General features: G+C 71.7%; 24 protein-coding genes. 5 read left to right on the plus strand and 19 right to left on the minus strand.

Annotation, left to right across the window (positions count from 1 at the left end):
- Window positions 1-126: 126 nt before the first annotated feature.
- From glnII to OO68_RS31415, 3 genes are all read right to left on the minus strand, one after another.
- On the minus strand, window positions 127-1158 hold the full coding sequence (glnII, locus tag OO68_RS31405; protein WP_033312579.1) for a glutamine synthetase: 1032 nt from the start codon (window positions 1156-1158) through the stop codon (window positions 127-129).
- 302 nt (window positions 1159-1460) lie between these two features.
- Window positions 1461-2147, minus strand: a complete 687-nt coding sequence (locus OO68_RS31410; protein WP_033312580.1) for an SCO2207 family protein — start codon at window positions 2145-2147, stop codon at window positions 1461-1463.
- Window positions 2148-2265: 118 nt separating this feature from the next.
- Entirely contained in the window at window positions 2266-2625 is a 360-nt protein-coding gene (locus tag OO68_RS31415) for an arsenate reductase family protein (protein WP_033312581.1), read from the minus strand.
- Window positions 2626-2852: 227 nt separating this feature from the next.
- On the opposite strand from OO68_RS31415, the gene OO68_RS31420 reads away from it, so the two are divergent.
- On the plus strand, window positions 2853-3167 hold the full coding sequence (locus OO68_RS31420; RefSeq protein WP_033312582.1) for a hypothetical protein: 315 nt from the start codon (window positions 2853-2855) through the stop codon (window positions 3165-3167).
- 281 nt (window positions 3168-3448) lie between these two features.
- Here the strand turns inward: OO68_RS31420 and OO68_RS31425 are convergent, their stop codons facing one another.
- The 6 genes from OO68_RS31425 to glnA form a co-directional block, all read right to left on the minus strand.
- Complete coding sequence (locus OO68_RS31425) at window positions 3449-5071, minus strand: alpha/beta fold hydrolase (RefSeq protein ID WP_033312583.1); 1623 nt, start codon at window positions 5069-5071, stop codon at window positions 3449-3451.
- Between the two features lie 56 nt (window positions 5072-5127).
- Window positions 5128-5712 carry a PspA-associated protein PspAB gene (gene pspAB / locus OO68_RS31430; RefSeq protein WP_033312584.1) on the minus strand — a complete coding sequence of 195 codons (585 nt, stop codon included), beginning with the start codon at window positions 5710-5712 and terminating at the stop codon, window positions 5128-5130.
- Window positions 5713-5719: 7 nt separating this feature from the next.
- A complete protein-coding gene (gene htpX / locus OO68_RS31435; protein ID WP_033312585.1) occupies window positions 5720-6637 on the minus strand; it encodes a zinc metalloprotease HtpX in 918 nt (305 codons plus the stop codon).
- Between the two features lie 97 nt (window positions 6638-6734).
- On the minus strand, window positions 6735-7106 hold the full coding sequence (locus OO68_RS43205) for a cupin domain-containing protein (protein WP_033312586.1): 372 nt from the start codon (window positions 7104-7106) through the stop codon (window positions 6735-6737).
- Window positions 7107-7146: 40 nt separating this feature from the next.
- Window positions 7147-7410 (minus strand): SCO2583/SCO2584 N-terminal domain-containing protein, encoded by a 264-nt coding sequence (locus OO68_RS31445; protein ID WP_033312587.1) that lies wholly within the window; start codon window positions 7408-7410, stop codon window positions 7147-7149.
- Window positions 7411-7520: 110 nt separating this feature from the next.
- Window positions 7521-8930: a type I glutamate--ammonia ligase gene (glnA, locus tag OO68_RS31450; RefSeq protein WP_033312588.1), complete on the minus strand. Its 1410-nt coding sequence runs from the start codon at window positions 8928-8930 to the stop codon at window positions 7521-7523.
- 210 nt (window positions 8931-9140) lie between these two features.
- On the opposite strand from glnA, the gene OO68_RS31455 reads away from it, so the two are divergent.
- Window positions 9141-9608 (plus strand): RDD family protein, encoded by a 468-nt coding sequence (locus tag OO68_RS31455; protein ID WP_033312589.1) that lies wholly within the window; start codon window positions 9141-9143, stop codon window positions 9606-9608.
- 79 nt (window positions 9609-9687) lie between these two features.
- Here OO68_RS31455 and OO68_RS31460 read toward each other — a convergent pair whose 3' ends face one another.
- The 4 genes from OO68_RS31460 to lipB all read right to left on the minus strand — a co-directional run bounded on the left by OO68_RS31460 (window position 9688) and on the right by lipB (window position 12822).
- Window positions 9688-10389, minus strand: coding sequence for a DUF4191 domain-containing protein (locus OO68_RS31460; protein ID WP_033312590.1), 702 nt, complete (start codon window positions 10387-10389; stop codon window positions 9688-9690).
- 75 nt (window positions 10390-10464) lie between these two features.
- A complete protein-coding gene (locus OO68_RS31465) occupies window positions 10465-10668 on the minus strand; it encodes an SCO2195 family GlnR-regulated protein (RefSeq protein WP_030837456.1) in 204 nt (67 codons plus the stop codon).
- Between the two features lie 262 nt (window positions 10669-10930).
- Window positions 10931-11920 carry a lipoyl synthase gene (gene lipA / locus OO68_RS31470; RefSeq protein ID WP_033312591.1) on the minus strand — a complete coding sequence of 330 codons (990 nt, stop codon included), beginning with the start codon at window positions 11918-11920 and terminating at the stop codon, window positions 10931-10933.
- 101 nt (window positions 11921-12021) lie between these two features.
- Window positions 12022-12822 (minus strand): lipoyl(octanoyl) transferase LipB, encoded by an 801-nt coding sequence (gene lipB / locus OO68_RS31475; RefSeq protein WP_033312592.1) that lies wholly within the window; start codon window positions 12820-12822, stop codon window positions 12022-12024.
- 238 nt (window positions 12823-13060) lie between these two features.
- On the opposite strand from lipB, the gene OO68_RS31480 reads away from it, so the two are divergent.
- Window positions 13061-14539, plus strand: a complete 1479-nt coding sequence (locus tag OO68_RS31480; RefSeq protein WP_033312593.1) for an NsdA family TPR-like regulatory protein — start codon at window positions 13061-13063, stop codon at window positions 14537-14539.
- An 88-nt stretch (window positions 14540-14627) separates the two neighbouring features.
- Here OO68_RS31480 and OO68_RS31485 read toward each other — a convergent pair whose 3' ends face one another.
- Together OO68_RS31485 and OO68_RS31490 are read right to left on the minus strand one after the other, a co-directional pair.
- Window positions 14628-16034 carry an NAD(P)/FAD-dependent oxidoreductase gene (locus OO68_RS31485; RefSeq protein WP_033312594.1) on the minus strand — a complete coding sequence of 469 codons (1407 nt, stop codon included), beginning with the start codon at window positions 16032-16034 and terminating at the stop codon, window positions 14628-14630.
- Between the two features lie 314 nt (window positions 16035-16348).
- A complete protein-coding gene (locus OO68_RS31490; RefSeq protein ID WP_078625571.1) occupies window positions 16349-17251 on the minus strand; it encodes a TIGR01777 family oxidoreductase in 903 nt (300 codons plus the stop codon).
- Between the two features lie 71 nt (window positions 17252-17322).
- Here OO68_RS31490 and OO68_RS31495 point away from each other — a divergent pair, with 71 nt between their 5' ends.
- Window positions 17323-17820, plus strand: a complete 498-nt coding sequence (locus tag OO68_RS31495) for a GNAT family N-acetyltransferase (RefSeq protein ID WP_033312596.1) — start codon at window positions 17323-17325, stop codon at window positions 17818-17820.
- A 7-nt stretch (window positions 17821-17827) separates the two neighbouring features.
- Here OO68_RS31495 and OO68_RS31500 read toward each other — a convergent pair whose 3' ends face one another.
- Window positions 17828-19012: a MarP family serine protease gene (locus OO68_RS31500; protein ID WP_033312597.1), complete on the minus strand. Its 1185-nt coding sequence runs from the start codon at window positions 19010-19012 to the stop codon at window positions 17828-17830.
- Window positions 19013-19203: 191 nt separating this feature from the next.
- On the opposite strand from OO68_RS31500, the gene OO68_RS31505 reads away from it, so the two are divergent.
- Window positions 19204-20067: a peptidoglycan recognition protein family protein gene (locus OO68_RS31505; protein ID WP_245237241.1), complete on the plus strand. Its 864-nt coding sequence runs from the start codon at window positions 19204-19206 to the stop codon at window positions 20065-20067.
- A gap of 17 nt (window positions 20068-20084) precedes the next feature.
- On the opposite strand, the gene OO68_RS31510 is transcribed toward OO68_RS31505, so the two are convergent.
- From OO68_RS31510 to aceE, 3 genes are read right to left on the minus strand one after another with little or no spacing between them, the layout of a single operon-like run.
- Window positions 20085-20606, minus strand: a complete 522-nt coding sequence (locus OO68_RS31510) for a DUF4240 domain-containing protein (protein ID WP_209442640.1) — start codon at window positions 20604-20606, stop codon at window positions 20085-20087.
- A 53-nt stretch (window positions 20607-20659) separates the two neighbouring features.
- Window positions 20660-21646 (minus strand): helix-turn-helix transcriptional regulator, encoded by a 987-nt coding sequence (locus tag OO68_RS31515; RefSeq protein ID WP_033312599.1) that lies wholly within the window; start codon window positions 21644-21646, stop codon window positions 20660-20662.
- Window positions 21647-21700: 54 nt separating this feature from the next.
- Window positions 21701-24403, minus strand: coding sequence for a pyruvate dehydrogenase (acetyl-transferring), homodimeric type (aceE, locus tag OO68_RS31520; protein WP_033312600.1), 2703 nt, complete (start codon window positions 24401-24403; stop codon window positions 21701-21703).
- Window positions 24404-24596: the final 193 nt, after the last annotated feature.

Consider the following 24596-nt stretch of genomic DNA (forward strand, 5'->3'; position numbering starts at 1 on the left):
TCACTGCTTGGACAACCGCGCCCGTCAGGGGCGCGGGGAACCGCGCGACAGGTCACGACGCCGCGGCCAGACGAACCGAGGCGCCCACCACGAACGGTGAGCGCCTCGGGGAGCTTGCGGGACAGGTCAGACCTGGCCGGCCTTCTCCAGCGCCGAGCAGCAGGTGTCGACGAGCAGCCGCGTCACCACGTACGGGTCGACGTTGGCGTTGGGACGGCGGTCCTCGATGTAGCCCTTGCCGTCCTTCTCGACCTGCCACGGGATGCGGACCGAGGCGCCGCGGTCGGAGACGCCGTAGGAGTACTTGTCCCACGGGGCGGTCTCGTGCAGGCCGGTGAGGCGGTCGTCGATGCCGGCGCCGTAGTTCTTGACGTGGTCGAGCGGCTTGGAGCCCTCGCCGAGCGACTCGGCCGCGGTGATGATCGCGTCGTAGCTCTCGCGCATCGCCTTGGTGGAGAAGTTGGTGTGCGCACCGGCGCCGTTCCAGTCGCCCTTGACCGGCTTGGGGTCGAGGGTGGCGGCGATGTCGAAGTCCTCGGCGGTGCGGTAGAGCAGCCAGCGGGCCACCCACAGGTGGTCGGAGACCTCCAGCGGGGAGACCGGACCGACCTGGAACTCCCACTGGCCGGGCATGACCTCGGCGTTGATGCCGGAGATGGCGAGACCGGCCTTCAGGCAGTTGTCCAGGTGCGCCTCGACGACGTCACGGCCGAAGATCTCGTCCGCGCCGACACCGCAGTAGTAGCCGCCCTGCGGGGCCGGGAAGCCGCCCTTGGGGAAGCCGAGCGGGTAGCCGTCCTTGAAGAACGTGTACTCCTGCTCGATGCCGAAGATCGGCTCCTGCGCCGCGAACTTCTCCGCGACCTCGGCCAGCGCCGCGCGGGTGTTGCTGGCGTGCGGGGTGAGGTCGATGTTCAGGACCTCGCACAGCACCAGGATGTCGTCGCCGCCGCGGATCGGGTCCGGGCAGGAGAAGACCGGCTTGAGGACGCAGTCCGAGGAGTGGCCCTCGGCCTGGTTGGTGGAGGACCCGTCGAAGCCCCAGATCGGCAGCGCGTCCAGACCGGCGGGGGCGCCCGTGATGATCTTGGTCTTGGAACGCAGCTTGGCCGTCGGCTCGGTGCCGTCGATCCAGATGTACTCAGCCTTGAAGGTCACGGGCCTCATCCTCGGGTGTGTCCGGGCGCGTATCGCGGGTGCTGTGCGGCGCTGCGGCACCGGGGCGCCGCGTCTGCTGCCCGGCAGCCTGGCAACAGGCGATTTCCCGGCCATTGCTCGCATGTGAACCCCGTGTTACCGGGTGACGCTGTGCCGCCCGTCACGCCGAGAGGCCGCGCCGCGCGGGCCCGCATACGCCGGTCCTGCCGCCCCTGGCCGGGGGCGGCAGGACCGGTGACACGTACGAGGTGGGCGGCCGAGGGGGTGGCCGCCGCCTCATCGGTTCACTGGGTCGTACGGCGTCACCCCACCTTCTCGATCAGGGCCCGGCGGATCAGGAACTTGCCGGGCTCACGGACCTGTTCGAAGGCCGCGTTGTTGAGCAGCGCACAGCTGCCGGAGACCGAAGTGACCTCCACCGTCGTGGACTTGTTGTTGTCCAGGTTGGTGACCTTCAGCTTCGTGCCGGCCGGGAACTGGTTGCTGGACGCGGCAGGCGCACCGCCCTCGCCGGAGAGCGTGACCGTGGAGCCGTTGCATACCTGCTGCCCGGAGGCGGCGGCACCGCCGCCGGTGTTTCCGGCCGGGGCCGACGCGGCGGGTTGCGACGGCTGCGCCGATGCCGCGGGCGGCTGTGCCGACTGGGCGGGCTGCGACGGCTGTGCGGTCTGGGAGTCCTGAGCCGACTCCCCGACGGCGCACCCCGACGCCTCCTGCTTCCGCTTGATCTCCGCGACGACCGCCTCGCGGTTGGCGATCCGCGCCTCGGACTGGGCGTCCAGGTTGGCCCGCTGGTCCGCGATGAACTTCTGGTTGTTGCCGAGGGCGGTGGCGAGACCCAGGCAGACCGTCGACTCCGACGCCGACTTGGGGGTCGGCGCGGCGTTCGACGTGCTCGCCATGACGAAGGCCCCGCCTCCCGCCACCGTCGCCGCGCTCACCAGCAGCGCGATCTTCTTCTTCGTACCGAGAGTTCTCCTGCGCGACATGCGCGCCTCCTGAGAGGTAGGGGAGCGTACGCCGCTATGTACGAGATACCGAACGAGGTTACTCAGCGGTTACAGGAGTCACTCAAGTGACCTGCGCCACACGGGCAAGAGTGGCTGGTCAACGCGACAGGGCGTCCCGTACGGCCTCGTCGGTGCGGCCGACCACCGCCGTTCCGTCGTCCGCGGTGATGATGGGCCGCTGGATCAGCTTCGGATGCTCGGCGAGCGCCGTGATCCAGCGGTCGCGCGAACCGGCGTCCCGCGGCCACTCCTTGAGCCCGAGATCCTTGGCGTCGGCCTCCTGGGTGCGGGTGATGTCCCAGGGTTCGAGACCGAGGCGGTCGAGCACGCCCCGGATCTCGTCCTCGCTCGGCACGTCCTCCAGGTAGCGGCGGACGGTGTAGTCGGCGCCCTCGGCGTCGAGCAGCGTCAGGGCGCTGCGGCACTTCGAACACGCGGGGTTGATCCAGATTTCCATGCGCACACGGTACGCGCCGACCGTCTTGTTCGAATTTCTGGCGCCTCACCCGCACCTCGCGGATCTGCCGTGACGTGACGCCAATTCCCTTTCCCACCTGGTGTTTTGCGGCTCCTTGCGGACTCCCCGTTGTCAGTGCCGGGCGGTAAACTGTGAGCAGTGTTCGAGGGTGGCGCCGGGGATGCCGACGTCTTCGGTGAGCCGCCCGACGCGACAGGAGGATGCCCGTGCCCGCTGCCGCCCTGAAGTCCAAGCCGTTGCCCACCCAGTCCACCGCGAAGCGTCCCGTCCTGCTCGACCTGCCGTACGCGCCCGTGGAGAAGCGGCCGCTGCCGCCGGGCCGGCCCCGCCAGTGGTACGTGACGCACAACCGCCGGCTCAAGGCGATGCGCCTGGCCATCGCCCTGCTCGACTCGGGCGTCTACATGCCGAACCAGGCCCGCAACGAGACGATCCGCGACACGGCGGAGCAGATCGGCGTCCACCCGCCGTCGGACACGACGTGCCACATGGTGCGGGCCTTCATGCGCTACGCCCGCTGACCCGCTCCGCTCCGAGCGCCGGGCGCCCCGAATCGCGGGGCGCCCGGCGCTCGTTCATGCCGCCCGGCCTGGTGCGGGGATCACCGGCGGGATCAGAGAGCACGCGTGACGGGCGGGTGGGCGCGGCAGCGAGCCCTGCCTCAGCCCGATCACCGGCGGGTGACGGAAAGCGCGCGCGTGACGGGTGGTGAGGCGCGGCAGCAGAGCCTGCCTCAGCCCGTCGTCAGCTCCTTCTCCAGCGGTGTGCGGAAGCGCGGCGTGATCCTGACCGGCCCGCCCCCTCAGGCGTACCGCTCCATCAGCCCCTCCACATACGCCTCCAGCCGCTCGCTCAGCACCCGCGGCGTCAGATCGGTCCGGCCCAGCTCCCGCCACGGCCCCGCCAGCTTCGCCGCGTCGGGGACGTAGGCCAGAGCGTCGAGCAGCCGCCAGTAGAGATGCTCGGGGCCGTCGGCCAGGCGCCGCCCGCCCAGGGCCTCGTAGCGCTCCCGGAAACCGAGGCCGTACTCGGGGCCGGACAGCAGCGCCAGGGCCGTCGAGCAGTGGGCGACGTCCAGGTCGGCGGGCCCCCACGACGTCTCCACCCAGTCGACGACACCGCTGATCCGCAGACCGGCCCCCGACCCCGTGAACAGGACGTTCCCGGGGTGGAAGTCCCGGTGCAGGAAGCAGCCCTCGTACGGCGGGGGATCGCGGCGGATGACGTCCACGGCCCGCTCCCACCCGGCCGGGACCGTCGCCGGAGACGTCCACGCCTGGTAGGCACGCGGACGCTTCCGGGGGACGATCCGGTGGATCCGGGCCAGCTGACCCGCCAGCAGGTCCACCCGCGGGCCGGCATCCTCCTCGTCGACCCGGACCCGCCCCGGCAGCACCGACATCAGCAGGGACGGATGGTCGCAGTGCTCGCCGGTCGCGTCGACACCGATCAGCTCGGCGGCCGGCACGCCCTCCTGCTCCGCCAGCAGCGTGAGGATCTCCGCCTCGCGGGCCAGCAGCCCGGGCGCGTGCCGCCGGAAGAAGGGCTTCACGAAGGTCCGCAGCGCCAGCTCGGTGCCGTCGTCGAGGGTGAGCCGCCGCATCTGGGCGCTCCAGCCGCCGGTCAGAAAGGCCGACTTGTCGACCGTACGGTCCTCGGGGAGCTGCTTGGCCACCCACGCGCGGGTCGCCGTCCAGCCCTGCTCGCCGAGCCCGGTCAGCACGGCGGTGACGAACTCCCGCCGGTCGCCGGGGTGGTCGCGGAACCACAGGCCCAACCGATGCTCGGCGTCCGGGAGTTCCCAGTGGGTGAACTGGGCCCGCCGGGCCAGCGCCTCGGAGAACGCCTCCGTCACGGCGGGCGGGATCACCTCGTCCGTGCCCGGCACCACGAGCACCGCCCGCCCCTCGAACGCCCGCAGGACGTCGAGCGCCGGGGCCGCGCGCCAGCTCCCGGGCCTGCGGATGATCTCGCTGAACCGCCCGTCACCGGCGCCGAACGGCACGTCCCACGCCTCGGCCCCGTACACCGCCGGAGCGCACAGCCCCAGGGCCGCCACCCGGTCCCCGTAATGCCCCACGAGGTCCGCCACCGTCTGGCCGCTCATGCTGAACCCGACCAGGACCAGCGGCGCGTCCCCGCGCACGTGTGCGTCGATGACGGAGACGGCCTGTTCGAAGCGGCGGCGCAGGCTCAGCTCCCGCAGCAGGCCGGTGCTCTCCCCGTGCCCCGAGAAGTCGAAGGCGAGGGCGTGACAGCCGTGCGCGGCGAACTCCGTCAGCAGCGGCATCAGCCGTTCCTTGCTCCCGGTGCCGGCGCCGTGCAGCAGGACGACCGTGGCCCGGGCCGGCCCGCCACCACCGGTGGCCAGTCCGCTGAGCCGTTCGCCGCCGACGGCGTGATGGAAAGGGATCAGCTCACTCATACGGCCATTCACTCACGCGGCCATTCACTCACGCGGCCCCGGCCCATGAGGGGCGTTCACAGCCCGGGAGCCCCCCACACCGGGAACCAGCGGCCCAGGTCCGGCTCCAGGGGCAGATCACCGGAGAGCGCGGCCCGCACCTGGAGTTCGAGTGGGTTGTCGCGCCGCTCCGTGCCGTCCGGCAGGGGCGCGAAGGGGTAGAACGTGCCGCGTTTGTAGAGGTAGACCAGCGCGAGCCGCCGGCCGGAGTGATCCTCGAACCCGGCCAGGGAGCACAGCAGTTGGGGACCGAACCCGTTGACCTCCAGCTGGCTGTTCACGGCGTGCAGGTCGTTCACGAGTGCGGAGAGCCGGTCGGGGGAGCGGCGCGAGACCAGCCACGAATAGCCGTAGTCGTCCTGCCGCAGTTCCACCGGCGGGCCCTCGCGGTCGGTGTCGGCGTCCAGCAGGGCCTGTACCTCGCGGTGGGACTGCTCGAAGGCCGCGCCCTCGACGGTGGCGAAGCACACCGCGCCCCGCCCGGTCGGCGTGAAGCCCGCAGCGGCCTCCAGCGTCACGGCCGCCGAGGGCAGCGCGAAGAGCCGGTCGAGATCCGCCCCGACCGGTTTCGTCCGGCCGAGCAGGATGTCCAGCAGTCCCATGAGTCGGTCACATCCCTCCGGGGGCCGCCGCCTCGCCCAGCTCGGCGGAGATCCGGCCCAGCTGGTCGAGCCGCTGCTCCAGGCTCGGGTGGGTCGAGAAGAGCCGCGCGATCCCGGGCTCACGGCCCAGCGCCGGCGTGAAGTAGAAGGCGTTGAAGGCCTGGGCCGTGCGCAGGTCCTTGGCGGGGATGCGGGCGATGTCGCCGGAGACCTTGGTGAGCGCGGAGGCCAGTGCCGAGGGCCGGCCGGTGAGCAGCGCGGCCGCCCGGTCCGCGGCCAGTTCGCGGTACCGGGACAGGGCCCGGATCAGCAGGAAGCTGATCGCGTAGACGGCCGCCGACACACCCATCACGGCGGCGAAGACGGCGGCCGTGTTCTGGTCCCTGCGGCCCCCGCCGAACAGCTGCGAGTAGAAGGCGAACCGCACGATCAGCCCCGCGATCACCCCGAGGAACGACGCGACGGTGATCACGGCGACGTCCTTGTGCGCCACGTGCGACAGCTCGTGCGCGAGCACACCCTCCAGCTCGGCCGGCTCCAGCCGCCGCAGCAGCCCGGTCGTCACACACACCACCGCGTGATCCGGATTGCGCCCCGTCGCGAACGCGTTCGGCATGTCCATCGCGGACACGGCGACCACCGGCGCCGGCATGTCGGCCAGGGCGCACAGCCGGTCGATCACCGCGTAGAGCTCGGGATACTCCTCCCGCTGCACGACCCGCCCGCGCATGGCGTACAGGGCGATCCGGTCGGAGAACCAGTACTGGGCGCCGAGCAGCGCCGCCGCGACCACCACGACCAGCACCCACGATCTCAGCAGCACGATCAACGCGGCGACGAACCCCACGTACAACAATCCGAGCAGGAACAGCGTGATCCCCATCCGGGTGGTCAACCGCCGGTCGCTCCGGAAGCGGCTGTGCATCTGCCTCACCCCGCAGTCACGGACTCGTCCCACCGCCAGTCTGCACCCGGGCCCTGCCATGAAGGGGTCGTGATCACCCCCAGGACCGGCAAAGCCGTCAGCCGCCGGCGGTCACCGCGTAGCCGGCCACGGACGGCCACCGCACCGTCAGCACGACCGACTCCTCCTCGGCACGCCACGAGTGATCGACACCAGCCCCCCACACCACGTAGTCCCCCTGCCGCTCCAGCAGCACGCTCCGCCCGGGCAGTTCGACCCGGAACCGCCCGCTGACCAGGACCAGGAGCGCCGTCCGCTTCTCACCCCTCACCCACTGCGGGCGCTCGTCGCCGGGCGGGTGCACACCCCACTTGATCTCCACGGCCTCGCTGTGCCGTGGATCCCCGGCGTCCTTGAAGTGCCCGAGCAGCCACCCCCGGTCCAGCGCCGCGTCCCGGCCGGCGTTGCCCACATACACGCTGTCGCTCACGGGGCCGGACGCTAGCATCAGCCGCTCGCGCGGACAGGCCCTAGTACGGCGCCCTGAAGTCGATGTACCCCAGCAGCACGATCACCGCCGCCACGCAGCCCAGCACCAGCGCGGTCGAGATCCAGGAGGAGCGACGCCGGGACAGGTGCTCCGGCTCGGGGCGGAAGGGCACGGGCCCGGGCGGGTTGTGCTTCCAGCGCGCGGCGAGCATGCGGGCCCGGGCCGAGGGCTCCTTGTGCTCGGCTCCGTCCGCCCATCTGAGGTCGAACTCGCGCTGCTCGTCGTCCTGTTCGTGCTCGGGCATTCCCGCTCCACCCCCGTGTGGTCCTTGACCCAAGAATAGAACAAACGCCCGCGCCCCCACCGTCGGAAACGACAGCGGGGGCGCGGGCGCGAGCCTTGATCAGGCGACGATCACACGTCGAAGTACAGCTCGAACTCGTGCGGGTGCGGACGCAGCTGCAGCGGCGCGATCTCGTTCGTGCGCTTGTAGTCGATCCACGTCTCGATCAGGTCCGGGGTGAACACGTCACCCTGGAGCAGGAACTCGTGGTCGGCCTCCAGGCGGTCGAGGACGGCCGGGAGGGAGGTCGGCACCTGCGCGACGCTGGCGTGCTCCTCGGGAGCCAGCTCGTAGAGGTCCTTGTCGATCGGCTCGGCCGGCTCGATCTTGTTCTTGATGCCGTCGAGGCCCGCGAGGAGGAGGGCCGAGAAGGCGAGGTACGGGTTGCCGGAGGAGTCGGGCGCACGGAACTCGACGCGCTTGGCCTTCGGGTTGGAGCCCGTGATCGGGATACGCATGGCCGCGGAGCGGTTGCGCTGCGAGTACACCAGGTTGATCGGCGCCTCGAAGCCCGGGACCAGACGGTGGTAGGAGTTCACCGTCGGGTTGGTGAAGGCCAGCAGCGACGGGGCGTGCTTGAGGATGCCGCCGATGTAGTAGCGGGCGGTGTCGGACAGGCCCGCGTAGCCGGCCTCGTCGTAGAAGAGCGGCTGGCCGCCGGTCCACAGCGACTGGTGGACGTGCATGCCCGAGCCGTTGTCACCGAAGATCGGCTTCGGCATGAAGGTCGCGGTCTTGCCGTTCTGCCAGGCCACGTTCTTCACGATGTACTTGAAGAGCTGGAGGTCGTCGGCCGCGGCGAGCAGCGTGTTGAACTTGTAGTTGATCTCCGCCTGGCCGGCGGTGCCCACCTCGTGGTGCTGGCGCTCGACCTGGAGGCCGGAGGCGGCCAGCTGGAGGGAGATCTCGGCACGCAGGTCGGCGAAGTGGTCGACCGGCGGGGTCGGGAAGTAGCCGCCCTTGTAGCGGACCTTGTAACCGCGGTTGTTCTCGACCGCACCGGTGTTCCAGGCGCCGGCCTCGGAGTCGATGTGGTAGAAGCTCTCGTTCGCCGAGGTGGAGAAGCGGACCGAGTCGAAGACGTAGAACTCGGCCTCGGGGCCGAAGTACGCGGTGTCCGCGATACCGGTCGACGCCAGGTAGGCCTCGGCCTTCTTCGCCACGTTGCGCGGGTCACGGGAGTACTGCTCGCCCGTGATCGGGTCGTGGATGAAGAAGTTGATGTTGACGGTCTTGTCGCGGCGGAACGGGTCGACCCGGGCGGTCGACAGGTCCGCGCGGAGCGCCATGTCGGACTCGTGGATGGCCTGGAAGCCGCGGATCGAGGAGCCGTCGAAGGCGAGCTCCTCGGCCGGGTCGAAGGCCTCGGCGGGGATCGTGAAGTGCTGCATCACGCCCGGCAGGTCGCAGAAGCGGACGTCGATGAACTTGACGTCCTCGTCCGCGATGAACTTCTTGGCCTCGTCGGCGTTCTGGAACATCCAGCTCCTCCTACTCCCGACCGTCCCGCCGGGGTGGTAGTTCGTTCGTGCGGCCAGTGCGGGTGGCACACGCTGACCTCGACCCTAGGGACGGGTGGTTTCTCGGGCGTGACTCATTTGTTTCGCACAAGTTAACCGGCTCACCCTCCACCGTAGCCCGGACACACCCCGCCGTGCGCTGGTCATTCAGGGGCGCAGTACCGTGGACGGGTGGACAACAGGCAAGCACTCGGATCGTGGCTTTCCGGGCCCCGCGCGGCCGCGGAAGAGGCCGGTGTCGACTTCGGATACCGGGGTGAGCAGCTTGGTCTGCCCGAGGAGGGGCCCGGCTCGATCGCCCGCCCCGGCCGCCGGCTCGTCGCCCTCGCGGTCGACTGGGGTCTGTGCCTCCTGATCGCATACGGTCTCATCACCCAGAGCTACAACGAGGCGGCCCAGATCTGGGCGCCGCTCATCATGTTCGCGCTGATGGTCCTCACGGTCGGTTCGGTCGGCTTCACTCCGGGCAAGCGCCTGCTCGGCCTGCGGGTGCTCGCCCTGGACACCGGCCGGGTCAGCCCGTGGCGCGCCGCACTGCGCACGGTCCTGCTCTTCCTCGCGATCCCCGCCCTGATCTGGGACCGCGACGGCCGCGGCCTGCACGACCGCCTCGCCGGCACGGTCGAGGTCCGCATCTGACCCGGGAACGAACCGACCGACATGAGCGAGGGGCGCCCGGTCACACCGGGCGCCCCTCGCTCATGTCGTGTGCGGGGTGTCAGCGAGCCTTCGGCCCGCCCTTCGGCAGCCGCATGCCCTTCGGCATCGGCCCCTTCGGCAGCGGCATGTTGCTCATCAGGTCACCGAGGGCGCGCAGCCGGTCGTTGGTGGCCGTGACCTGCGGGCCGGTCAGGACGCGCGGGAGCTTCAGCATGGTCGTCCGCAGCTTCTTCAGCTCGACCTGGCCCTCGCCCGTGCCCACGACCAGGTCGTGCACGGGGACGTCCGCGACGATGCGGTTCATCTTCCGCTTCTCGGCGGCCAGCAGGGTCTTCACCCGGTTCGGGTTGCCCTCGGCGACCAGCACGATGCCGGCCTTGCCGACCGCGCGGTGCACCACGTCCTGGTTGCGGTTCATCGCCACCGCGGGGGTCGTCGTCCAGCCCCGGCCGATGTTGTCGAGCACCGCCGCCGCGGCGCCGGGCTGTCCCTCCATCTGCCCGAAGGCGGCCCGCTCGGCCCGGCGCCCGAACACGATCGCCGACGCGAGGAAGGCGAGCAGGAGGCCCAGGATGCCGAGATAGATGGGGTGACCGATCAAGAAACCGATCGCGAGGAAGACACCGAAGGTGACGATTCCGACTGCCGCGAGTACAAGACCGATCTTCTTGTCGGCCCTGCGGGTCATCTTGTAGGTCAGGGCGATCTGCTTCAGTCGCCCGGGGTTCGCAGCGTCCGCTGCAGGTTCCTTCCTCGCCATGCCACGAAGTCTACGTGGCCCCACAAGCGCCGACGACGGCAGTGCCCGCGGGGGCTCCTGGGGGAGGGCCGGGAGTCAGGGGCGGACGGACAGGGACTGCTCGATGACGCGCTGCGTCTCGACGCGGTCCTTGGCGCGACGGCGGTCCTCCAGCACGGAGGTCCACGCGTTGCGGCGGGCGGTGCGCTGACCGCTGCTCATCAGCAGCGACTCGACGGCACGCAGTGCGGTCGTGAAGGACGGGATCGCGGTGGCGCGGACGGGCGGCGCGGCCTGCATGGGTGAGGTCCCCCTCGGGTGACGGGTGTACGTGCTGTGAGTTCAGCGTCACTGATTGGTGTTACCAGGGCGTGACCGGCCGGTCAAACACCCATGAAGCCCCGGCGGGAAGCGGTGGAACGCCGACGCGGTCCTGACATGCGCCCTCATCTGCGAGGACGGTCAGGACCGCGTCAAATCGGTCACTACCGGCGAGTAATCTCTTGTGCGCGAATTCACACGCTTGTCCCGCCCTGTGGTGGGCAGAGGTGGTGACGGTGTGTCAGACGGCCTGTGCCGCGACGTACCCGTCGCCCTGCCGCGGAGCGGCCGAATCACGCTGCTCCATGGCCATCTGGTAGAGCCGTCCGGCGCGGTACGAGGAGCGCACCAGCGGCCCGGACATCACGCCGGAGAAGCCGATCTGCTCGGCCTCCTCCTTCAGCTCTACGAACTCGTGCGGCTTCACCCAGCGCTCGACGGGGTGGTGGCGCACCGAGGGCCGCAGGTACTGCGTGATGGTGACCAGCTCGCAGCCCGCGTCGTGCAGCTGCTTCAGCGCGTCGCTGACCTCCTCGCGGGTCTCGCCCATGCCGAGGATGAGGTTCGACTTGGTGACCAGGCCGTAGTCGCGCGCCTCGGTGATGACCTTCAGGGAGCGCTCGTAGCGGAAGCCGGGGCGGATGCGCTTGAAGATCCGCGGGACCGTCTCGACGTTGTGCGCGAAGACCTCGGGCCGGGAGGAGAAGACCTCCGCCAGCTGCTCGGGGACCGCGTTGAAGTCGGGGGCCAGCAGCTCGACCTTCGTACGTCCGGCCTCACGCCCCTCGGTCTGCTGGTGGATCTGGCGCACGGTCTCGGCGTACAGCCAGGCGCCGCCGTCCTCCAGGTCGTCGCGGGCGACGCCGGTGATCGTGGCGTAGTTCAGGTCCATCGTGACGACGGACTCACCGACCCGGCGGGGCTCGTCACGGTCGAGCGCCTCGGGCTTGCCGGTGTCGATCTGGCAGAAGTCACAGCGCCGGGTGCACTGGTCGCCGCCGATCAGGAAGGTCGCCTCGCGGTCCTCCCAGCACTCGTAGATGTTCGGGCAGCCGGCTTCCTGGCAGACCGTGTGCAGCCCCTCGCTCTTCACGAGCTTCTGCATCGCGGTGTACTCGGGACCCATTTTCGCCCGGGTCTTGATCCACTCGGGCTTGCGCTCGATGGGGGTCTGGCTGTTGCGGACCTCCAGGCGCAGCATCTTGCGTCCGTCGGGTGCGACTGCGGACACGACCGGCTCCCTAGCGATTGATTCTTCGGCGTCCTCAAGGGTACGCCCGTTGATTTGAATGCCTGTGTGGTGCTACCCCTCCAGCTCCGCCACGGGCCGATTTATGCCGCCGGCGTCTTCTCGACCTCCCGCGGCTTCAGCTCCGCGTTCTCCAGGACGTCCCGCAGATGCCGCTCGACGACCGGCAGGACCTCCTCGATCGTCACGTCCCGGCCCAGCTCGCCGGCCAGCGAGGCGACGCCCGCGTCGCGGATGCCGCACGGGATGATCCGGTCGAACCACTTGTTGTCGGGGTTCACGTTGAGCGCGAAGCCGTGCATGGTGACGCCCTTGGCCACGCGGATGCCGATCGCGGCGATCTTGCGGTCCTCCCGGCGCTGGCCCGCGTTGGACGGCGCGTACTCCGGGCCGTTCATCCGCGGGTCGAACTCCTCGTCGTGCAGCCGGGGGTCGAAGTCCAGCGCGAGGCCGCCCGGCGCGGGGCGCTGCTCGACCGGGTCGCCCAGGATCCACACGCCGCTGCGGCCCTCGACCCGGCTGGTCTCCAGGCCGAAGTCCGCGCAGGTACGGATCAGGGCCTCTTCGAGGCGGCGCACGTGCGCCACGACGTCCACCGGGCGCGGGAGCTTCTGGATGGGGTAGCCCACCAGCTGGCCGGGACCGTGCCAGGTGATCTTGCCGCCGCGGTCGACGTCGATGACGGGCGTGCCGTCGAGGGGCCGCTCGTTGTCCGCCGTGCGCCGTCCGGCCGTGTAGACCGGGGGGTGCTCCAGGAGCAGCACGGTGTCGGGGATCTCGTCGGCGAAGCGCGCCGCGTGCACCCGGCGCTGCTCGTCCCACGCCTCCTGGTACTCGACGGCCTCGTCACCGAACCCCATGCGGACGAACCGCAACTCACTCACGGCAAGCGCCTCCCTCGGACGGGTGTATCAGGCACGTAGCGCGCCCAAGCCACTGTACGTCCGGCCCGGACACGTCAGTCCCGGGGTCAATCCTCACACGATCGGATGAATGTCCGGGAAAATGTGTGATGGGGTGCTTACTCTCCGCTACATTCGCGCCGTTCAGCAAGCCAAAAGGCCTGCTCACAGGCAATCCGGCACGTCACCGACACCGGAAGGCAGGAGACCGCACCGCACCATGACGGAACGACCCGCGCAGCGCACCCCCAACCGACAGCTCGCCGCGCTCATCGCAGAAGCGGGGTTCTCCAACGCGGGACTCGCCCGTCGCGTGGACCAGCTCGGTCTCGAACACGGGCTTGATCTGAGATACGACAAGACCTCCGTCACCCGGTGGCTGCGCGGTCAGCAGCCCAGGGGCACCACGCCCGCCCTCATCGCCGAGGTCTTCACCCGGCGCCTCGGCCGCCGCCTCACCGCCCAGGACCTCGGCCTGGACGCCTGCGCCCCGGTCTACGCGGGGCTGGAGTTCGCGGCCACCCCCGAGGAGGCCGTCGACATCGTCAGCGGGCTGTGGCGCAAGGACTCCGGCAGCCACGCCGAGCTCCGCAAGATCGCCTTCACCCCGGCGGGGCTCGTCGTGCCCAGCCGCGACTGGCTGATCGGCCGGGCCGACGAGAAGGTGGCCCGGGGCGAGCCGGCCGCCGCCCGCATCCCGGTCCAGGGCCGCCCGGCCCTGCGCCCCACGGCCACGCCCGAGCAGGGCGTGTCCCCCCTGCCCCGCCAGCGCGGCCAGGCCGAACGCGGACCCGGCCAGAAGGTCACCGCCGGCGACATCGCCGCCCTGCGCTCGGTCGGCGAGCTGTTCCGCACCCTCGACGACGCCTACGGCGGCGGTCACGCCCGCCAGGCCCTCGTGCGCTACCTGGAGCACGAGTGCGAGCCCATGCTGCGCGGCACGTACGGCGAGCAGACCGGCCGCCGGCTGTTCGCGGCCGCCGCGGACCTGACCCGGCTCGCGGGCTGGACGTCGTACGACATCGCCGCGCACGGACTCGCCCAGCGCTACTTCGTGCAGGCGCTGCGGCTCGCCCAGGCGGCCGGGGACCGGACGTACGGGTCCTACGTGCTGGTCACCATGAGCCGCCAGGCCGTCTACCTCGGGCACGGGCGGGAGGCCGTCCAGCTCGCCCGGGTGGCTCAGCAGGGCGTCGGCACCTCCGGGCCGCCCGTCGTCCAGGCCCTGCTGCACGCCTCGGAGGCGCGCGGGCACGGGGTGCTCGGCGAGGTCCGGGCCTGCACCGCCGCCCTGGTCCGCGCCGAACGCGCCCTGGAGACGGCCCGGCCCGGGGACGACGTCCCGCACTGGGCGAAGTTCTTCGACGAGGCCCAGCTCGCCGACGAGTTCGGCCACTGCCACCGCGACCTTCAGCAGTTCCGCGCCGCCGCCCAGCACGCGGAACGCTCACTCCAGCTGCGGGCCCCCTCCTTCGCCCGCAGCCGCCTCTTCTGCCGCGTGGTCCTCGCCACCGCCCGCCTGGGCCTCGGTGAACTCGACCAGGCCTGCCAGCTCGCCGCGGAGGCCGCCGGCCAGGCAGCGGAGATGCGCTCGGTGCGGGCGGTGGAGTACGTGAGGGACTTCGAGCGCCGCCTGGAGCCCTACAAGGACGCGGCGCCGGTGCGTACTTACCGCGACAAGGTAGCGGCCCTTGGGTGACGTTCCTCAGGGGCGCGGGGCTGTGTCGATGTGCGGCTCCGCCGCGTGGGCGCGACAAGCCACAGCGCACCCGCACCCGAGAGATCACCTACGCAGCCCGAGGCACAGTCGGCAGCGGATCGGCAACATGCATCGACCGCCCCGCCCCCAAGTCCGTCAGAATCGCCGCCGACGCCCGATGCCCCGAGTGCAGAGCACCCTGGACCGTACTGGTGTCCCGGTGATCCCCGCACACATACAGCCCCGCGATCAACCGCACCGGCCGCCGCAGATCATGCGGCGGCCGCATCGCGGGCACCGCCTCCGGTGTCGTGTGCACGGCCAGCGTCTCCCACCGCGCCGTCGACACCCCGTACAACCGCGCCAGGTGCATTCGCACCGCCGTGTCGACATCGCCCGGCGGCCGTCCCAGGACCGTCGACGACACCAGCGCCCGTCCGGCCGGAGCCCGGGTCGGATCGACGAGACTGACCACCGCCGTGTGCGCGACCGGCCCGCCCAGATCCGCGTCGAGCAGCAGCGACGCCCCCGTCGCCGGCGGCTCGTCGGTTGTGTGGTGCACCACCGTCACCGGATGGAACTCCGGCACCCGCAAGCCGGGCAGCAGCTCGGCCGCGGCCCGCGCGCCCGTCGCCACCAGGACCGCCCGGCACCGGATCTCACCGTGCTCGGCGGTGGTCACCGAGGTCGTCGCCACGGAGGTGACGCGGACGCCGGTGTGCACCGTGCCCGGCGGCAGCGTGCGCGCCAGCAGGTCCGGCAGGGCGTCGGCACCGCCCTCCGGCAGACACAGCCGGCCCCGGGCGAAGGCGCGCAGCGCGAGGTCGGCGCACCGGCTGGACGTCGTCAGACCCGGGTCGCACAGCAGCGCGGCGAGCAGCGGACGCAGGAAACCGTCGATCGTACGGGCGGGCAGCCCACGCGCCGCCAGGGCCTCACCGGCGGGCAACTCCGGGCGGGACAGCAGCCGTTCGGCCGGGGTTCCCGCCAGGCGGGAGAGGGCGGCACCCAGCCGGGCCTGGTCGACGGCCGTACCGAGCGGGGCGCCGGAGCGGCTCCGGGGGGCGGAGACCTGCCGGCCGGGCACGGCCACCGGCCTCCTCGGCGGCCTCGGCGCGGACGGCGGCCGGGGAGCACTCGCCAGCGCTCGTACGGCGTGCAATGCGCCCCGTGCGCCCCCTGCGCCCGGCTGGACGCCGGCGCGGTGATGGCGTCCGTCGCCGTGCAGCAGGACGCCGGGCGTGAAGGGCCGCAGCACCAGCCCGTCCAGACCGGGTGTCAGCCGTAGTTCCGGATACGCCGTGGACAGCAACTGGCCGATCCGGTCGAGCCGGAAGCCGTCGACCTTTTCCGTCGCCATGCGGCCGCCGACCCCGTGGGCGGCCTCCAGGACCATGGTGGTCACTCCTGCGCTGGTCAGCCGGTGCGCGGCCGAGAGTCCGGCGACCCCGGCCCCCACGACGACCACGTCCGCCTGGTACGCGGGCTCAAGCACGTGCCCCTCCTCGAGGTTGCGCGGGCGCTGGAGACGTCATGCCCTCAACAGGCCGCAGGAATACGCGAGTTCTGGTCGAGGGTAGGACCGTGATCGGTCAGCGGGAGTCGCGCATCGGCAGGGCACGGTCGCACGGCGGTCGCATACGGACGCCTCGTGGGCATGAAGTGGTCGCAGGAGGCTGGTGTGCGGCGCGAACGAGCTGTCTCGGAAAGGCCGGTCGGATCCCGGACACACGGCCGGTCCGTGCCGCTGCCGCCGTCGGCCCGCACGTCCGGACGCCGCCGGGGCCGGACCCGCGGCCCGGGGAGCCGTCACAACGCCGCCCGGATCGCTCCCTCGATCTCCGGGAAGGCGAACCGGAAGCCCGACTCCAGCAGCCGCGTCGGCAGCACCCGGGCGCTGCCGAGGACGTCCCCGGCCATCTCGCCGAGCACCGTCCGCAGGACGGCCGCGGGCACCGGGAACAGCGTCGGGCGGTGCAGCACCCGCCCCATCGCCGCCGTGATCTCACGGTTCGTCACCGGATTCGGGGCGGTGACGTTGAACGGCCCGGACAGACCGTCGGTGTCGATCAGGTGCCGGATCGCGGCGACTTCGTCGTGCAGCGCGATGAACGACCAGTACTGGCTCCCGTCGCCCATCCGCCCGCCCGCCCCCGCCCGGAACAGCGGGAACAGCCGGGCCCAGGCGCCGCCCTCGCGGGACACGACCAGACCGGTCCGGGTGAACACCGTGCGCACACCGGCCTCCTGGGCCGGCGCCGTGGCCCCCTCCCACTCCACGCACAGCTCGGGCAGGAAACCCTCTCCCGGGGGTGTGCTCTCGTCGGCCGGGTGCTCGCCGGTTTCGCCGTAGTAGCCGATGGCGCTGCCGTTGACGAAGACCCGCGGCCGCTCCTCCGCGTCCAGCGAGGCCACCGCCCCGGCGAGGGCCGCCGTGCCCTTCACGCGGCTGTCGCGGATCCGCTGCTTGTAGGCGTCCGTCCAGCGCCGGTCGCCGACGCCGGCCCCCGCCAGATTGACCACCGCGTGGCACCCGGCGAGCCCGGCCGCGTCCACCCGCCCGCCCTCGGGGTCCCAGCGGACCTCCCCGGCCGCCCGGGGCGTGCCGCGCACCAGACGGCGCACCTCGTGCCCGTCGGCGGCCAGGGACCGTGCCAGGGCACCGCCGATGAGACCGGACGCACCGGCCACCGCGATTCTTGAACGCTCCATGAAACCATCCTGCCGCGCGGCTCCGTAAAACCCTTGCAAGGCCTTGATCCGCTCGCCGTAGGGTGACGCCCATGCCCGAGCTCCCAGCACCGCACATCCGCACCGCCCGGCCCGACGACGACGGCGAGCTGGCCCTGCTCGACCGGCTCGCCTGGTCGCACCTGCACGCGGTGACGCCCGAGCCCCAGCCGCCCTACGCTCCCTTCTTCAGTGAGCGGCACACCCCCGAGAACTGCCTCGTCGCCGAACTCGACGGCCGTCTCGCGGGCTATGTCCACCTCGGTTTCCCCACCCCGCTCGACTCGAACCGGCACGTCCACCAGATCCAGGGCCTCGCTGTCGCCGAGGAGGCGCGCGGCCGCGGGGTCGGCCGGGCGCTGGTCCGGGCCGCCGTCGACGCGTCCCGCCGGCGCGGCGCCCGCCGCATCACCCTGCGGGTCCTCGGGCACAACACCGCGGCCCGGGCGCTCTACGAGGCCGAGGGGTTCGTGGTCGAGGGCGTCCTGCCCGAGGAGTTCCTGCTGGACGGGGCGTACGTCGACGACGTGTTCATGGGGCGCTTCCTGTGAGCCGGAGCTACGACGCGGCCGGCTCGCCCGTGTCCACCGGGGCCGTCGCGCCCGCGGCCTCGCGCGCGTCGGAGGCGACCTCGTCCGCCGTCAGGACGTAGCCCGTCTCGGCGTCCGTGGTGGAGCGGGCGAAGACCACGCCGAACACCCGGCCGTCCGTGGTGAGCAGCGGGCCGCCGGAGTTGCCCGGGCGGACGGTGGAGCGGATCGAGTAGATCTCCCGGGTGGCCGTCCCGTCGTTGTAGATGTTCTGGCCCGTCGCCCGCACCCGGTTCGCGACCGTGGCCGCCTGGAGGTTCAGGTCGCCGTCCTCCGGATAGCCCGCGACCACCGCCGAGTCGCCCCGCCCGGCGTCGTCGTCGAAGCGCAGCACGGGCGCCTTCAGACCCGGCACGTACAGCACGGCCACGTCCTTCTGCGGGTCGAAGAGCACCACCCGCGCCTCGTACGTCCGCCCGACCCCGCCGATCTGCACGGTCGGCTCGTCGATGCCCGCCACCACGTGGGCGTTGGTCATCACGCGCTCGCGCGCGTAGACGAACCCGCTGCCCTCACGGCCCTGCGTGCCCGCCACGCCCTCGACCTTCACCGTGCTCCGCTTGGCGGCGTCGGTCGCGGCGGCCGTGACACTGTCGCCGGTGGGCTCGGCGACCTCGGCCGTCGACTCGTTCTCGAAGGGGTTGAAGACCTGCGGGAAGCCCGCCTGCGTCAAGGCGGACGTGGCCCCCGAGAACCAGGCCGGTGTCGTGTCCGGCATCGTCCGCTGCACGGCGCCGAGCAGGCGTGAGTCCCGGATGGCCGAGGTGACCAGCGGCGACGAGGACGCGCCCAGGACGCTCGCGGCCACCCACGCCACGATCAGCACCGCCACCGCGTTGGCCACCGCCCCGCCGATCCCGTCCGCAACTCTGAGCGGCCCCCGGTCCAGCTCCCGCCGCAGCCGCAGCGCGAGGCGCCCCGCCAGCTCGTGCCCCACGACCGCCGGGAGCAGCACCGTGAACACCGCCGCCAGCGTCGCCCGCGTCGTCCCCGGCTCCACCAGGTCCATCACCCACGGCAGGACCCACACGCCGACGACCGCACCGCCCACGAAGCCCGCCAGCGACACACAGCCGGCCACCAGCCCGCGCCGGTACCCGGACGCCGCGTAGGCCAGAACGACCAGCAACAGCAGGATGTCGAGCAGGTCCACGCACGCCGCCTTTCTCTCGGAACCCCTTAATACGCGGGGGGAGGGCCCGGTGATCAGTCACACGCGCACGCGATGATCGGAACCGGCCACGCGGGCGTGCATCCGGAAAAACGTCGCGGACCGTGACGATGGTTCCACCGGGTGGCACATCACACATCGCGGACGGACGGGATCGGGCCGACAGTGGGACCATGCGTGTCTTCCGAAGACGGCGGGGCACACGCAGGCACTCCGCCGACGGGACACCCGGCTCAGCCGGTCTGCCGCGCACGGCCCGGGTCCTCCTCGGCTGCCTGCCGGGCGTCGCCGCCGTCGTGGCGCTGGTCCTGTGCGCCCACGGCGTCGAGAACGCCGCCGAGACCGGCTCCCGCGCCGCCCCGCCCCGCTCCGAAGCCACGCCCTTCAGCGCCCCGCGTCCGCCCGTCGTGCCGAGGGCGCAGTGGCTGGGCGACGCCGCCCGCGCGCAGCCCCGCCCGCGCTACGACGACCGGGTCCTCGCCGTCTTCGTCCACCACACCGACTCGCCCAACGGCTACGACTGCGCCGACGCGCCCCGCATCATCCGGGACCTCTACACCGGCCAGACCGGCACCCGCGACTGGGACGACATCGGCTACAACTTCGTCGTCGACCGCTGCGGCACCATCTACGAGGGCCGCGCCGGGGGCGTGGAGCGCGCCGTCACCGGCGCCCACACCCAGGGCTTCAACCACCGCACCTCGGGCATCGCCGCCCTCGGCACCTTCACCGAGGGCATGCCCGTCCCCCGGCCCATGCTCCGTGCGATCGCCGCGCTGTCCGCCTGGAAGCTGGGCCTGACCGGCACCGACCCGCGCGCGGACGTCCGCCTCGTCTCCAGCAACGGCCTGAGCCGGTACGCGGCCGGCTCCACCGCCCGGCTGCCCGCCCTCGCCGGCCACAACGACGGCTACATGACCAGCTGCCCGGGCGCCGCCCTGCACGCCCGCCTGCCCGAGATCAGACAGCTCGCGGCCCGTCTCCAGGGCCGGCCGGACGGTCCACAGCGAGGCCACAGCGAACGCGCAGCGTCCTGAAATCTGGGACCGCCTGATCAGCCCCTGAAACGCTCCCACAGCCGGGGGTAGCGCTCGGCGAGCAGCGCCTCGTTCTCGAAGTCGAGCGGCGTGCCCTCCGGCTCCGGGGGCGCCGGCGCGATCTCCAGATCGGGCGCGACCACCCCGGTGAGCTGCTCGTAGGCCTCGTCCGCCGCGTAGCCGAGCTCTTCGCCGTCGCCGTCGATCTCCTGGTCGAAGTCGTCCAGCAGACCGGCGAGCGCGTCCGGGTCGTGCACGGCGCCCTCGAACACCTCGCGCCCCTGGCCGATCAGCCAGCACCGGAAGAAGTCGAAGGCGTCGTCGCTCGCCCCGTCGAGCAGCACCCAGGCGGCGCCCCACAGGTCCCAGCGGTAGGCGCGGTTGTAGCGGGACTCGAAGTGCCGGGCGAAGTCCAGGACCGAGTCCGGGTCCAGCTGGGCGAGCCGGTCCACCAGCAGGTCGGCCTGCTCCTCCGGGTCGCCTTCGGCGGCCTCCCGGGCCTCGTCCACCAGCTCCCAGAACTCCGTCTCGTCCATCACGGGTCAAGCATCGGCCCTGGCGCACAGCGGCGCACCCGGAGTGCGCGGGATCGTTATGCGCCGCGCCCGGGCCGGTAGAGCCGGGCCAGCCGCTCCGCGTCGGCGGCGAACCGCTCGCGCAGACCCGCCGGCTCCAGCACCTCCGCCTCCGGGCCCAGCGCCGCCAGCTGGGTGTGCGCGACCTCCTCGGACTCCACCGGCAGGTCCACCGTCACCCAGCCGCCCTCATCCGGGGCGCCCGCCTCCGCCAGGGCCTCCCGGGCGGTCAGCGCGTCCAGGGCGTACGGCAGTGCTCGCACGCCGCCGGGGGACAGCCGCACCACGACCCGGGTCTTCAGGATGGACCGGGCGAACTGCTCCGACCGCTCCTCCCAGAAGGCGGGCAGGTCGAAGTCCGGTTCCCGCTCGAAGCGCTCACCGTCCGCGTCCACCGCCGTGAACCGGTCGATGCGGTACACCCGGAAGGACCCGCCCCCGGCCACCCGCGCACACAGGTACCAGACACCCGCCTTCAGCACGAGCCCGTACGGCTCCAGCTCCCGGACGACCTCGTCCTCCCCGCGCCGGTAGCGGGCGCCGATCCGCCGGTCGTCCCACACCGCGTCGGCGACGGCGGGCAGCAGGGCCGGCGTCTTCGGCTCCTTGAACCAGTTCGGCGCGTCCAGATGGAACCGCTGGGCGGCCGTCCTGGAAGCGTCCCTGAGGGACGGCAGCAGCGCCGCCGACACCTTCAGCCGGGCCGCCGAGGCCGCGTCCTCCAGGCCCATCTCCCGCAGCGCCCCCGGCACCCCGGACAGGAACAGCGCCTCGGCCTCACCGCGGTGCAGCCCGGTCAGCCGCGTCCGGTACCCGCCGACCAGCCGGTACCCGCCGGCCCGCCCCCGGTCCGCGTACACCGGCACGCCCGCCTCCGACAGCGCCTGGGCGTCCCGGGTGACCGTCCGCTCCGACACTTCCAGCTCCCGGGCGAGTTCGGCGGCGGTCATGGAGGGGCGGGACTGGAGGAGCAGCACCATCTTGATCAGCCGGGCAGCACGCATGGCCACATCATGCAGCAGGCCCCCGCCGGAGCGGGGGCCTGCTGGTCAGGGTCCTTACAGACCGTACTTCTCGCGCGCTTCCTTCACGGACGCCGCCTTGACCTCGCCGCGCCCGGCGAGCTGGGCCAGGGCCGCGACGACGATCGACTCGGCGTCGACACCGAAGTGGCGGCGGGCCGCCTCACGGGTGTCCGACAGGCCGAAGCCGTCGGCGCCCAGCGAGGACCAGTCCTGCTCGACCCACTGCGCGATCTGGTCCGGGACCTGGCGCATGTAGTCGGAGACCGCCAGCACCGGGCCCTCGGCACCCTGGAGCGCCTGCCGGACGAACGGCACCCGCTCCTCGCCGCGCAGCAGCGCCTCGTCCGCCTCCAGGGCGTCCCGGCGCAGCTCGCTCCAGGACGTCGCCGACCACACGTCGGCCGCCACGCCCCACTCCTCGGCGAGCAGCCGCTGCGCCTTGAGCGCCCAGTGGATGGCCGTGCCGGAGCCGAGCAGCTGGATGCGCGGGGCGTTCGCCGGGGGCGTGATACCCGCCGACTCCGCCGTGTTGAAGCGGTAGAGGCCCTTGACGATGCCCTCGTCGATGCCGTCGACGGACGGCTTCGCGGGCTGCGGCAGCGGCTCGTTGTAGACCGTCAGGTAGTAGAAGACGTTCTGGTCCTCACCCGGGGCGGCCTCGCCGTACATCCGGCGCAGACCTTCCTTGACGATCGTCGCGACCTCGTAGGCGAACGCCGGGTCGTACGACAGTGCCGCCGGGTTCGTCGCCGCGATCACGGGGGAGTGGCCGTCGGCGTGCTGCAGGCCCTCGCCCGTCAGCGTCGTGCGGCCGGCCGTGGCGCCGACGAGGAAGCCGCGGCCGAGCTGGTCGCCGAGCTGCCACATCTGGTCGGCCGTGCGCTGCCAGCCGAACATCGAGTAGAAGATGTAGAACGGGATCATCGCCTCGCCGTGCGTCGCGTACGACGTCGAAGCGGCGATGAAGTCGGCCATCGAACCGGCCTCGGTGATCCCCTCGTTGAGGATCTGGCCGTTCTGGGCCTCCTTGTAGTACATCAGCTGGTCGCGGTCGACCGGCTCGTACGTCTGGCCCTTGGGCGAGTAGATGCCGAGCGACGGGAACAGCGACTCCATGCCGAAGGTGCGCGCCTCGTCCGGGACGATCGGCACCCAGCGCTTGCCCGTCTCCTTGTCGCGGACCAGGTCCTTCACCAGGCGGACGAACGCCATGGTGGTGGCCACGTTCTGCGAGCCGGAGCCCTTGTCGAAGGACGCGAACGCCTTGTCCGCCGGGGCGGGCAGCGGCGCGACCGGGTGGACGCGGCGGGCCGGGGCCGGACCGCCGAGGGCGGCACGCCGCTCCTGGAGGTAGCGGACCTCGGGGGAGTCGGCGCCGGGGTGGCCGTAGGGAACCACGCCGTCGACGAAGTCGCTGTCCTTGATGGGCAGCTCCAGCAGGTCGCGCATGTTCTTGAACTCGTCCACCGAGAGCTTCTTCATCTGGTGGTTGGCGTTCTTCGACGCGAAGCCCTCGCCGAGGGTGTGGCCCTTGACCGTCTGGGCCAGGATCACGGTCGGCGCGCCCTTGTGCTCGACGGCCGCCTGGTACGCGGCGAAGACCTTGCGGGCCTCGTGACCACCGCGCGAGAGGTGGAAGCACTCCAGGATCTTGTCGTCGCTCAGCAGCTTCGCCATCTCCACGAGCGCCGGGTCGCCGCCGAAGAAGTCCTGGCGGATGTAGGCCGCGTCGCGGGTCTGGTACGTCTGGATCTGCGCGTCGGGCACCTGGCGCAGGCGGCGTACGAGCGCGCCCGTGGTGTCGAGCCGGAACAGCTCGTCCCAGGCCGTGCCCCAGAGCGTCTTGACGACGTTCCAGCCGGCACCGCGGAACTGGGCCTCCAGCTCCTGCACGATCTTGAAGTTGGCGCGGACCGGGCCGTCGAGGCGCTGGAGGTTGCAGTTGATGACGAACGTGAGGTTGTCGAGCTCCTCACGGGCCGCCAGCGCGAGGGCCGCCGTCGACTCGGGCTCGTCCATCTCGCCGTCGCCGAGGAACGCCCACACGTGCGAGGCGGAGGTGTCCTTGATGCCGCGGTTGGCCAGGTAGCGGTTGAAGCGGGCCTGGTAGATCGCCGACAGCGGGCCGAGGCCCATGGAGACCGTCGGGAACTCCCACAGCCAGGGCAGCCGGCGCGGGTGCGGGTAGGAGGGCAGGCCGTTGCCGCCCGCCTCCCGGCGGAAGTTGTCGAGCTGCTCCTCGTTCAGCCGGCCGTCGAGGAACGCGCGGGCGTAGATGCCGGGGGAGGCGTGGCCCTGGATGTAGAGCTGGTCGCCGGAGCCGTCCTGCTCTTTGCCCTTGAAGAAGTGGTTGAAGCCCGTCTCGTACAGCCAGGCGGCGGAGGCGAAGGTGGCGATGTGGCCGCCCACGCCGTACTTGCTGCCCCGGGTCACCATCGCGGCCGCGTTCCAGCGGTTCCACGCGGTGATCCGCTGCTCCAACGCCTCGTCACCGGGCACGGCCGGCTCGGCGGAGGTCGGGATGGAGTTGACGTAGTCGGTTTCGAGGAGCTTCGGCAGCGCGATGCCGGCGCCCTCGGCGCGCTCCAGCGTGCGGCGCATCAGGTATGCGGCACGGTGCGGCCCGGCAGCCTTGGTGACCGCGTCCAGGGAGGCCTGCCATTCGGCGGTCTCCTCCGGGTCCCGGTCGGGGAGCTGGTCGAGCTCGCTCGGCTGGATGGCGTTGGGGTCGGTCATGTCGCCGCCTTCCTCAGTCGAAGGGGGTTCCCTCACGTAAGGGGATCGGGGGTGCCCTTTGTCTTTGGCAGGACAGGGCGTGAGGCTCTGGTGGAAGCCCGTCGGCGACTGTAACCCGCTGATCGATGATCGATCAAAGGGTTGAGGGGCAAAACCTCTTGATCACGAGAAAGTAGGCACGGGGTGCCTTGGG

It is taken from the genome of Streptomyces iakyrus, from assembly GCF_000717055.1.
GTDB lineage: Bacteria > Actinomycetota > Actinomycetes > Streptomycetales > Streptomycetaceae > Streptomyces > Streptomyces iakyrus.